Here is a 9570-nt window from a genome sequence, read left to right on the forward strand (position 1 = left end):
GGCTCTCGCCCGCAGCAGCCGCATCTGCCGCCGCCCGTGGGCGCTTACCCGTCGGATTACAGCATTGCGCCGCCTATCGGGTCTCAGCCGCTGCCGCATTCGGTGCCCCCCCCGGTGGGTGGAGGCTCGACCGAGAAGGTGCTGCCGCCGCCGATTAGCTGGGTGCCGCCGACCCATGCTGCGGGCCAGGTCGTGCCGCCGCCTGTGGGGGGCCCGCCCAAAGATGAAACCCTGGGCTATTGGCAGTCTTACGGAGCGAAGCAGGATTGATGAACGCTGTGATTTCGGTGGATCTGCCGCAAAATTCCTACGAGGTGGCGATCGCCCCCGGCGGTCTGTCGCAATTGGGAACTTGTCTCCAGCCGTTGGGATTGGGGCGCAAGCTGATGCTGGTGTCGAACCCGATGATTTTTCGGCGCTATGGCGAAGGGGCGATCGCCTCCCTGGAGGCGGCCGGCTTCGACGTGTGCCACGCGCTGATTCCGGCGGGTGAGCGCTACAAGACGCTGGGTTCGATTCAGAAGCTCTACGATGTGGCGCTGGCCCATCGGCTAGAGCGATCGTCAGCGATTGTGGCGCTGGGCGGCGGCGTAGTGGGCGACATGGCGGGTTTTGCGGCGGCCACCTGGCTGCGGGGCATCCGGTTTGTGCAAGTGCCGACCTCGCTGCTGGCGATGGTAGATGCCTCCATCGGCGGCAAAACCGGGGTAAACCATCCCCACGGCAAGAACCTAATCGGCGCGTTTCACCAGCCGCGCCTGGTGCTGATTGATCCGGAGGTGCTGGCGACGCTGCCGCCCCGCGAGTTTCGCGCAGGCATGGCAGAGGTGATCAAGTATGGCGTGATTTGGGATGCCGACCTGTTTCAACAGCTAGAGCAGGCAAAGCGGCTGGATCAGCAGCGCTATGTTTCGCCAGAACTCATGCAGACGATCTTGACGCGATCCTGTCAGGCGAAGGCGCACGTTGTCAGCAAGGACGAAAAGGAGGCGGGCCTGCGGGCAATTCTCAACTACGGGCACACGATTGGGCACGCAGTGGAAAGCCTGACGGGTTATAAATTGGTGAATCACGGCGAGGCGGTGGGCATTGGCATGGTGGCGGCAGGGGCGATCGCCCTCCAACTGAACCTATGGGATGCAGACTCTAACCGTCGCCAAACCGCGCTGATTCAGAAAGCAGGCCTGCCTACGCGCCTGCCCGCCGGACTCGACCTAGAAGACATCATCGCCGCCCTGCAAACCGACAAGAAGGTGAAGGCGGGCCAAGTGCGATTTATCCTGCCGACGCAAATCGGCACGGTAATTGAGACTGACCAGGCTACGCCAGCAGTGATTCGCAAGGTGCTGCTGGCAATGGCTGAAGCGGCTTAGAAAAGGCTTAGAAGAAAAAATCTTAGAAGAATTCTAGACAGGCAGCTTCACGTCAACGCCCTGGTATAAAGGCTTGATTGAAAAGACGTAATTGCGGGGCAACTTGCGAGGCGACTTGAGGGGCGGTCGCTGCACAGGCTCATCCGTGCAGCGACGAAGGATATCTGGAGTATACGAATTGGGGTATGGCAAACTCGCCAGGCGTGCTATGCCGTGTAGCTGTAGCTGCCCAGCAGAGAAGCAAGCACCGCATGGAAAGACTCGGAGGCATTGCGGATGTCGTCTCGACTGGCGAAGTGATCAAACCGATGCAGCACCCTGTCCCCTTCCACCAGCAGCAGCGTGGGCAGCGTCGTCAGCCGATAGGTATTTGCCAGCTTAAAGTTTTCATCGGCGTTGATCGTCACCAGCTTGATCTGTCCCCCCCATTCTGCCTGAAGCTGATTCAGCATCGGGTTCATGAGCCGACATAGCCCACACCAAGGGGCCCAGAAGTTGATCAGAACTGGGGTCGAAGATTCCAAAACTTCTTTCGAGAAATTGCTTTCGTTAACGGAGAGTGGCATAGGAGTTTTTAAGAAGAAAAGTTGAAAACCAGTAGGGGATCAATCGGGGATCACACTATTACCCTAGATTACCTGTTGCTTGGATGAATAGCGGGTGGGCAAACCAGAATAACAATACAAAAATCGCCACGCCGACATAGGCGGGGCGAAGAAACTCTTTGAATTCGAGCGTTTGACGACCATCGAGAATTGCCAAAAAGGGAATGACCGATGTGCGGGCTTTGACCGCTGCAAACGCTTCGCCGTAGCGCTGGGTCAGGCGGCGATCGCCATGCCACACGCCAAACAGGTGATGCAGAATCAGCCCCGCAGACGTGACCAGCATAAAGGTCGTCCCCAGCCAAAGCGTATGGGCAATGCACCAGATTACCTGTCCCACCATCTGTGGATGGCGGGTAATCCGAATAATGCCCGTTTCATAGAGATGAACTTGAGGTTTTTGAATAGCCGCAATTTCTAGCAGATTAAACGTAGCCGGATAGAGAAACAGGAACGAAATCGCCGACAGCGCCCACACCAGCGGTTCCACCCCTGGCACACCCTGCACATTCCAAAGTCGCAGCCCGTCGTAGCGGTGCTGGATGAAGTAGACAATGAGCAACGTGGCTAGGGGCAGGCTGACTAGCGCAAAAATCACTCGATAGGGACGTGCCCCGATGCGCTTTTCGGCATAGGGACGCAAGGCCGCGAGGCCGCTATGGGCGATCGCAAACCCGATCAACAGCCCAAACATTACAAAGTGGCTGGAGGTAAGCCAGTCGTCACGCATGAGATCAGGAGCCAAGTCGGGAGCTTAGGGGGTACAGTGGCAGCGGTTACGGAGGCAAGTCCGTCAGGCGGGCGAACCGGGCAGCATAATCCTGGTCTGCAACCTGGTCTATAACCTGGTCTGTAAGATCAGCATCAAAACCAGCCAGATTTTGAGCCAACCACAGCAGGGATCAAAACTCCCTTCGTGTTACAGGATACAGGTTCCTGCATATTCAGCCAATGCTAATTTCGCCAAAATGGGAAGATTCTTGATCCCAAATTGATCCTAAAGTTTCATTCCGACAGAAAACGCAGAATTGCGGCTTCCAGTCCGCGACTCATTTGTGGCTCATTGGTGGCTCATTGGTGACTCATTTTTGAAGCAAAACGACCTGTTTGCCTTCCAGAAAGCATCCATTGATTCGGCAATTGTGTCGATTCCCTTGCCCCCTGATATGTTAGGGAGAGAGTGAACAGCCGATGCGATGGGTATTGCAGGGAGTCTTTCGGTCTATTTAACGGTCTATCTAGCAGTCTATTCAGCAGGGGCGATCGCCACCGCAGCCCCAGAGGCCGCAGGCACCTTTGCCAAAACGAGTCTGGATTGGCAGGTGCAGCGATCGCTCCAGCAGGTGGGCGAGTGGATCGAGTGGGTGCTGTTTGGTGAAAGCCCGAACCGCCCCAATTTCTTAGGCTGGATACCGCCAGAGTGGGTCTTGCAGGCGCTGTTCTGGGGGATTGTGGGGCTGCTGGGAATTTGGGCTGCATGGTGGCTTGTGCAGTGGCTACGGCCTTATTGGGAGGCATTTCAGCGGCAGCAGGGCCGGGCGATCGCCCCCATGCCCCCAGCCCCAGCGCCGGAACTCAGCACTGCCGAATGGCTGGCCCGTTCGCAGGCGGCCCAGCGCCAAGGCGACTATCGAGAAGCCTGCCGAGCGCTGTATCATGCCGCGCTGCATCGACTGAGCGATCGCCACCAGATTTCGCCCCTGCCCAGCCGCACAGATGGCGAATATCTCCACTTGCTGAATGCACTGCCCAATGCTCAGCCCTATGAAGTGCTAATTCGCACCCACGAGCGGCTCTGTTTCAGCCCAACTCCGGTTTCGGCAGCAGCCTTCGAGCAGTGTGAGCGGGCCTACCGGGAAATTTCGACTTCCCAGTAGCCATCTTGCAAATTTTGTCGAAATCTTGCGGAAGTGTTGCCATGAATTTGCCATGAAGCTGAACCGTCGCGCCTGGATTGTTCTATCAGTTGCACTGGCGACGCTGGTGGTCTTGAGTGCGATCGCCGCTCCCAGCACCCGCCTGCGAACCGGATCGACCTACGGCCGCGCCCCCGACGGCTATGGAGCCTGGTTTGCCTATATGCAGGCGCAGGGAACTCCCGTGCAGCGGTGGCAGCGCCCGTTTGAGGACTTGCTGGCGCCGCCCGATTCCAGCCTGCCCGAAGCCATGCCCATTTCGGCCCATGCTCAGAGTCCGGGGAGCGGCGCTGGCAAACCTCCGGCCCCTGGCTCTGGAGAAAATCCGGGGGCAGGTTCCTCCCTCAACGATCGCCCAGCGGAGCCGATGACGCTGGTGGGCATTGCGCCGCTCGTGGAGCAATTATTACGCCCCGATGAGGACTGGCTGCGGCGGGGCAACGTGCTGGTGCTGGTGGGCGTGCGATCGCCCGTCACGGGCGCACCCTTTCGATCGGTCTTGCCCACCCCCCAAGGCGAGGTGACCGTGGAAACCCCCCGCCGTCAGGCTCCGTCGCCCGGACTCAATGCCCGCTTGAGCGATCCGTTTGGACTCGTTGCGTGGGAGCAGACAGTGGGCGCAGGCAAAGTCATCCGCGTTGCCACGCCCCACCTGGCCGCCAATGCCTATCAGGACGAGCCGGGAAATTTCTCGTTTCTGGCCAATCTGGTGACAGAACCGGGGTATCCCGTCTGGGTAGACGAATATATCCACGGCTATCGTGCCCCCCAGAGAGAGGCTGCGACCGGGCGATCGCCCCAATCCGTTTGGGCATACCTGAGCCGCACGCCGATCGCGCTGCTGGTTGTGCAATCCTTGGTGCTGCTGGCGCTGGCGGTGTGGGCTGGCAATCGCCGCATGGGAAAGCCGCTGCCTGACCCACCCCCAAAACTGGACAACAGCGAAGCCTACATCCAGGCCCTCGGCACCGTCCTCCGCAAAGCCGAATCGACCGAATTTGTGATCGACACCCTCTGCAAAGCCGAACAGAGCAACCTCCAGCGATCGCTCGGACTAGGCACTATTCCCGCCGACCTGCTCACCCTCTCCCACGCCTGGGAACAGCACACCGGCCGCCCCGCCGCCGAACTCCGCCGTCTGCTGAATCCAGAGCGAAAGAAACGGCTGGGCGATCGCGCTTTGCTGGACTGGGTGAGCCGGGTGCAGGCGTTGAGGCGGGAGTGATGGCATGATGGCGGGATGAGTGGACTGGTGGATTGATTGGCAGATTGGAGTGACGGAGTCACGCAGGCGGCAGATAGCGAGATGATGGAAGGATAAAAGGAGGCTACGATCGGACAGACCTCTCGATTGTTTTCATAAGGTTCTGAAAGATCCCCCTAAATCCCCCTTATTAAGGGGGACTTCCGAGCCAGCCCTCTCTGCTTCGGGTCACTCCGGGTTCGGTTCCCCTTGTTTAAGGGGGGTAAAGGGGGGATCAAAGCATCGCCGCTCAAGCCTAGAAGACTTGTGTATACCCAGTAGATGAAAGCAGGAGAGTAAGATTTCAGATGTTCTGCTCGCTCGGCCTCCTGGAACTCCTGTAAAAAGTCCTCCCAGATCTGTTACTCCAGCACCCCACTTTCCCCCACTTTCTATGTCCAACCCCTTCCAGACCCTTGCCCAAGCGCTCGATCGCGTCGTCGTTGGACAGGCTGCCCTGTCGCAGCAATTGCTGGTGGCGCTGCTGTGTGGCGGGCACGTCATCCTAGAAGGTGTGCCGGGAACGGGCAAAACGCTGATGGTAAAGGTGCTAGCGCGGCTAGTGCAGGGCGACTTTCGGCGGATTCAGCTCACGCCTGATATCCTGCCGTCGGATATTTTGGGGACAAATATTTTTGACCTGAATACGCGCAGCTTTAGCCTGAAAAAGGGACCGATTTTTACCCAGATTTTGCTGGCAGACGAAATCAACCGCACCCCGCCCAAAACCCAGGCGGCCCTGCTAGAAGCAATGGAAGAACAGCAGGTGACGCTGGATGGCGAGAGTTTGCCATTGCCAGACCTGTTTTGGGTCATTGCCACGCAAAACCCGCTGGAGTTTGAAGGAACTTATCCGCTGCCCGAAGCTCAACTGGATCGTTTTTTGTTCAAGCTGGTGGTGGACTATCCCGACCCCAAGGCAGAGCGACAAATGCTGGTCAACGCGCAGGCGGGACTGCAAAATCGGCGGCTCGACCTGAGCCGAATCAAGCCCGTCATGTCGGTTGAGCAAGTGCTGAAAGCCCGTCAGCAGGTTCGCGCTGTGCAAATGACCGATGCCCTGGTGGATTATTTGCTGGCGCTGGTGCAGCGGAGCCGACAGCATCCGGATCTGGGGCTGGGTGCATCGCCCCGCTCGGCTGTGGCCTGGCTGCAAGCCAGCAAAGCCAGGGCATGGCTAGAGGGGCGCGATTTCGTTACCCCAGACGACGTGAAGGCGATCGCCCGTCCGCTTCTCCGCCATCGCCTCATCCTCCGCCCCGAAGCCCAGCTTGATGGGCAGCAGGTGGATGAGGTGATTAACTCGCTGTTGGGTCAGGTGGCGGTTCCCCGATAGGATGGGAGATAGGAAAAGGATAAGTTATCTGGACTTGTTCCGGCTTATCTGGGCTTATCTGGGCTTAATCTGGGCTTATCTGCCAGCTTGCCACTTTGAGACAGACGGCGGGTGCTGCCAGCCGCCCAGCAGCAGCCACCACCCGCTGACGGCAAGCCAGTGCAGGGCGATAATCGTCCAAGCTGATCTGGTGAGGCGGTAGGTAAGGATGCTGACCAGTCCCAGCAGCGCACTCAGGAGCAGTCGCAGGGGAGCCGCTGAGTCTTGCGGCCTTGTCCATTGGAAACGTAGCCAGCGGTATAGCACGTATAACCCCAGCGCCAGCAGCGCCCAGCTCCACCAGCGCCATTCGGCAATCCAGGGTTTGGGATAAGGAATCAGCAAAACGCGAAACAGGTATTCTTCTAGGAACGCAGGTACGAATAGAAATTTGACCAGCGTTAGCAAAGTCTGCACCCAAGATAAGGAGGCGGGGTTCCAGGTCAGGAGATGTTTGACGGCAGGAGATGGAGCGTTTTTTTGAACAGCGCGTGTGGTGGCGATCGCCACCACGCCGAACGCCAGCAAGACCGTCAGCATGACCAGCCAATCCACCACGCGAGGAATCGTCGCACCGCCGAAGGTGCGATGCACCAGGAACGTGAGTAGGGGCAGTTCCGTGAAGGGTAATTTCCAGCCGCCAAAAATCAGCGTCGCCTCTAGGGGCGCAATGCCGGGGTCGTTGCCGCCGACCTGGTTGGGCCGCAGAAACCAGAGCGTTGCGCCGTTGGTGAGAAACAGCATAGCCAGTTCGTCGTGGGCCTGGCGGGGCATAGCGGTGCGCCAGCTAATCAGCCCCGTCAGCAGATTGCGGATTTGGAAATCGTCGATGCTGATGAATTCGCCAGGATCTTCTTCGGGCGATGCGCGTAGTGATCCCTCTGGGAAACGCACGCCCATCAACACATCGGCATTTTGCGCCCAATCCCAGCGGAGAACCCCCATCGGCATGAGTTGGTCAGCCAGATCTTTACCCAGCCGCACCAATCGCCGAAATCGCTGCGTGGTCGGGTTATTGGGGTTTGCCCGCAGCCATTCTGTCACCTGTGGATTTTGGGCAACGGTCTGGCGGAAGCGCTGAATCGCCAGAAACATTCCCTGCGCCGAGTCCTGCACACATGACGCAGCCGAGGTAATGGTTGAATCGCCCGTGCCGTCGCCAATGCGATAGCGGGCCCCGATCAGGCTCAGTTCGCCCAGCAGTTCGTTAAAAAAGGACAGTCGAGTACCGCCAAAGTCGTAGTCTTCGGTCAGCGTGTCGAGCTTGATTAGCACATCCGACACGGGGCGCGTCCCAGCCTTGCCGCGAATCAAGCTGCCCATGTAGTTGTGCCAGGTGTTTGCGCCAGAGAGAGTGCCGTCGGAGCCGTTGCCATAGACCTGGAGGTAGTCCAGGTTAAAGATGAGTTCGTTTGTGAATGGATCGCGCACCACCTGCCCCAAGCCAAAGGAAAAGTGCCCCGCGTAGGTTCCCAGAATCAGCGATTCACGGGCTTTGTGGCTGCCGCCGCGTCCGCCATATAGGTGCATGAGCAAAGCGCGATCGCCCTCTTTCCATTCAGCTTTGGCGTTCTCTGGTGTATTCGCGCTGGCATCAATCAGAACGCTCTGAATCGTTCCCTTGCGCTGCTCTGCATCCTGCCAGTTGCGGAAGTTAATGTAATCCAGCCCTTTGCGAAAATCGAGGATTGTTTGCTGGGGCTGGAGTTGCACCAGCATTCGTGGCTGCATGGATTGCACCGTGAATTTCCCTGTGCGATCGGGCGACCCGGTAATATACCAGCCTGCATCCGCGACGGGCGATCGCACTAGGTCACGAGTCGTTGCGTTAAACACGCCGTCTTTATCTTGTGGCTGTTGCGGAACGCGAATGATTTCTTCTGCCCCGTCAAACTGGCGCGAGGAGGGGTTGTAGTGGCGCACTCGAAAATCATCACTCTCGCAGGGCGGTTCACCCGGACACTGGGCAGGCAGATCGGCAGCATTTGCAGGCGGCGCGGGTTCGAGAAACTTCACTAGCCCGATGTATCGCCCGGTTTCCTGCACAGGTTCGCGCACCACTCGCAGCGTCGGCGATGCCCCAAGTTGTCCCTCCGGCGTAACCCGGCCACGCAGCACTACTGTCACATCGTCATAGGGATGCCCGCCTGCCAGCGATTGCAGCGGCCCGACGCGATCGCGCCCATTTAGCCGAATCGGGTGGATGATGCTCTTTTCCAGCGTCTTTTGCACAGCGGGCGGAAACCGCACATCGCGGGAAGCTTTGTCCACGTAGGCCTGGGTGAGGGGAGTTGGCTGCCAGGCCAGGCGCACGGTTTGCCCCACCCAGGCGCGATATTCCGCAGGCGCAAGGTGAACTTCTAGCCAGGCCCAGTCGGTTTCCTGCGTCGCGGCGGCGGTTCGCTGATACGCTTCTGCACTGGGCAAAATCAGCCGACCCGTCCAGTCCCCCAGCGGACGATAAGCGTCAGATGGCTGCGCGGCGATGGGGTAGTAGTCGGGCTGGTTGAAGGGCGCAATGACCGTGGAGGCGTATTGGGAAGGGAAGAGCGAAAGATGTTGTGGAGGTTCGCTGGCTTGCAGGGACGTATCTCGCAGGAGTGTGTATAGAGGCGTGTATGGAGGCGTGTATAGAGGCATGAACGCGAAGGCGATCGCGCTAATCCCAAAAATCCAGAGCCATCGTTCCCATCGCCGTGCTGTTCTCGTTCGTCGCTGCATTCCGAAACCTCGTGCTATAGCGTCATCGGCGCAATCGGTTCGATATCTGGATCGAATCCGCCAACCTGGTTCGTTCGCAGCACCCATACCGATGCGCCGTGCTTCAGAAACGCATGGGCGATCGCATCACTGGCTTTGCGCGGCAGAATGGTTCGCCAACTGCCCAGCCCTATCCGCAGGTTCCGCAAGGGATAGTCTTCTAGCGTGCTGCCCAGGTTGTACTCGCTACGCTCCCAGTCGCGTCGTGGGCCGCCAAAAGATTGCAGCTTGCCTTCCAGATCCTTGCCCAATTCTCGAAGCTGCTGAAACTGTCGCGCCTGCTCTGGCTCTTGCAGCA

The 9570-nt window shown here is 58.7% G+C and carries 7 protein-coding genes and 2 pseudogenes; 5 read left to right on the forward strand and 4 right to left on the reverse strand.

Translation table 11 applies throughout. The annotated features are described in order from the left end of the window. Both IGS51_RS00355 and aroB read left to right on the forward strand, forming a co-directional pair. Positions 1-270 (forward strand): annotated as a pseudogene (locus tag IGS51_RS00355) (hypothetical protein); the annotation flags it as partial. Beyond that, complete coding sequence (gene aroB / locus IGS51_RS00360) at positions 270-1373, forward strand: 3-dehydroquinate synthase (protein ID WP_297074791.1); 1104 nt, start codon at positions 270-272, stop codon at positions 1371-1373. The pseudogene IGS51_RS00355 and the gene aroB, both read left to right, overlap by 1 nt. Positions 1374-1579: 206 nt before the next feature. Here the strand turns inward: aroB and IGS51_RS00365 are convergent, their stop codons facing one another. Together IGS51_RS00365 and IGS51_RS00370 are read right to left on the reverse strand one after the other, a co-directional pair. Continuing rightward, positions 1580-1939, reverse strand: coding sequence for a thioredoxin domain-containing protein (locus IGS51_RS00365; protein WP_172356685.1), 360 nt, complete (start codon positions 1937-1939; stop codon positions 1580-1582). Between the two features lie 58 nt (positions 1940-1997). Further along, positions 1998-2708, reverse strand: coding sequence for an NnrU family protein (locus IGS51_RS00370; RefSeq protein ID WP_172358954.1), 711 nt, complete (start codon positions 2706-2708; stop codon positions 1998-2000). Positions 2709-3174: 466 nt separating this feature from the next. On the opposite strand from IGS51_RS00370, the gene IGS51_RS00375 reads away from it, so the two are divergent. The 3 genes from IGS51_RS00375 (at position 3175) to IGS51_RS00385 (ending at position 6473) form a co-directional block, all read left to right on the forward strand. After that, a complete protein-coding gene (locus IGS51_RS00375) occupies positions 3175-3855 on the forward strand; it encodes a DUF4129 domain-containing protein (protein ID WP_297074795.1) in 681 nt (226 codons plus the stop codon). A 52-nt stretch (positions 3856-3907) separates the two neighbouring features. Then, positions 3908-5119, forward strand: coding sequence for a DUF4350 domain-containing protein (locus IGS51_RS00380; protein WP_297074797.1), 1212 nt, complete (start codon positions 3908-3910; stop codon positions 5117-5119). Positions 5120-5531: 412 nt separating this feature from the next. After that, positions 5532-6473 (forward strand): MoxR family ATPase, encoded by a 942-nt coding sequence (locus tag IGS51_RS00385; RefSeq protein ID WP_297074799.1) that lies wholly within the window; start codon positions 5532-5534, stop codon positions 6471-6473. Positions 6474-6548: 75 nt separating this feature from the next. Here the strand turns inward: IGS51_RS00385 and IGS51_RS00390 are convergent, their stop codons facing one another. Beyond that, a complete protein-coding gene (locus IGS51_RS00390) occupies positions 6549-9233 on the reverse strand; it encodes a CPBP family glutamic-type intramembrane protease (RefSeq protein WP_297074800.1) in 2685 nt (894 codons plus the stop codon). A 14-nt stretch (positions 9234-9247) separates the two neighbouring features. After that, positions 9248-9570, reverse strand: a pseudogene (locus IGS51_RS00395) (CAAX protease); the annotation flags it as partial.

This window comes from Thermoleptolyngbya sp. M55_K2018_002, assembly GCF_015295965.1.
GTDB classification, from domain to species: domain Bacteria; phylum Cyanobacteriota; class Cyanobacteriia; order Elainellales; family Elainellaceae; genus Thermoleptolyngbya; species Thermoleptolyngbya sichuanensis.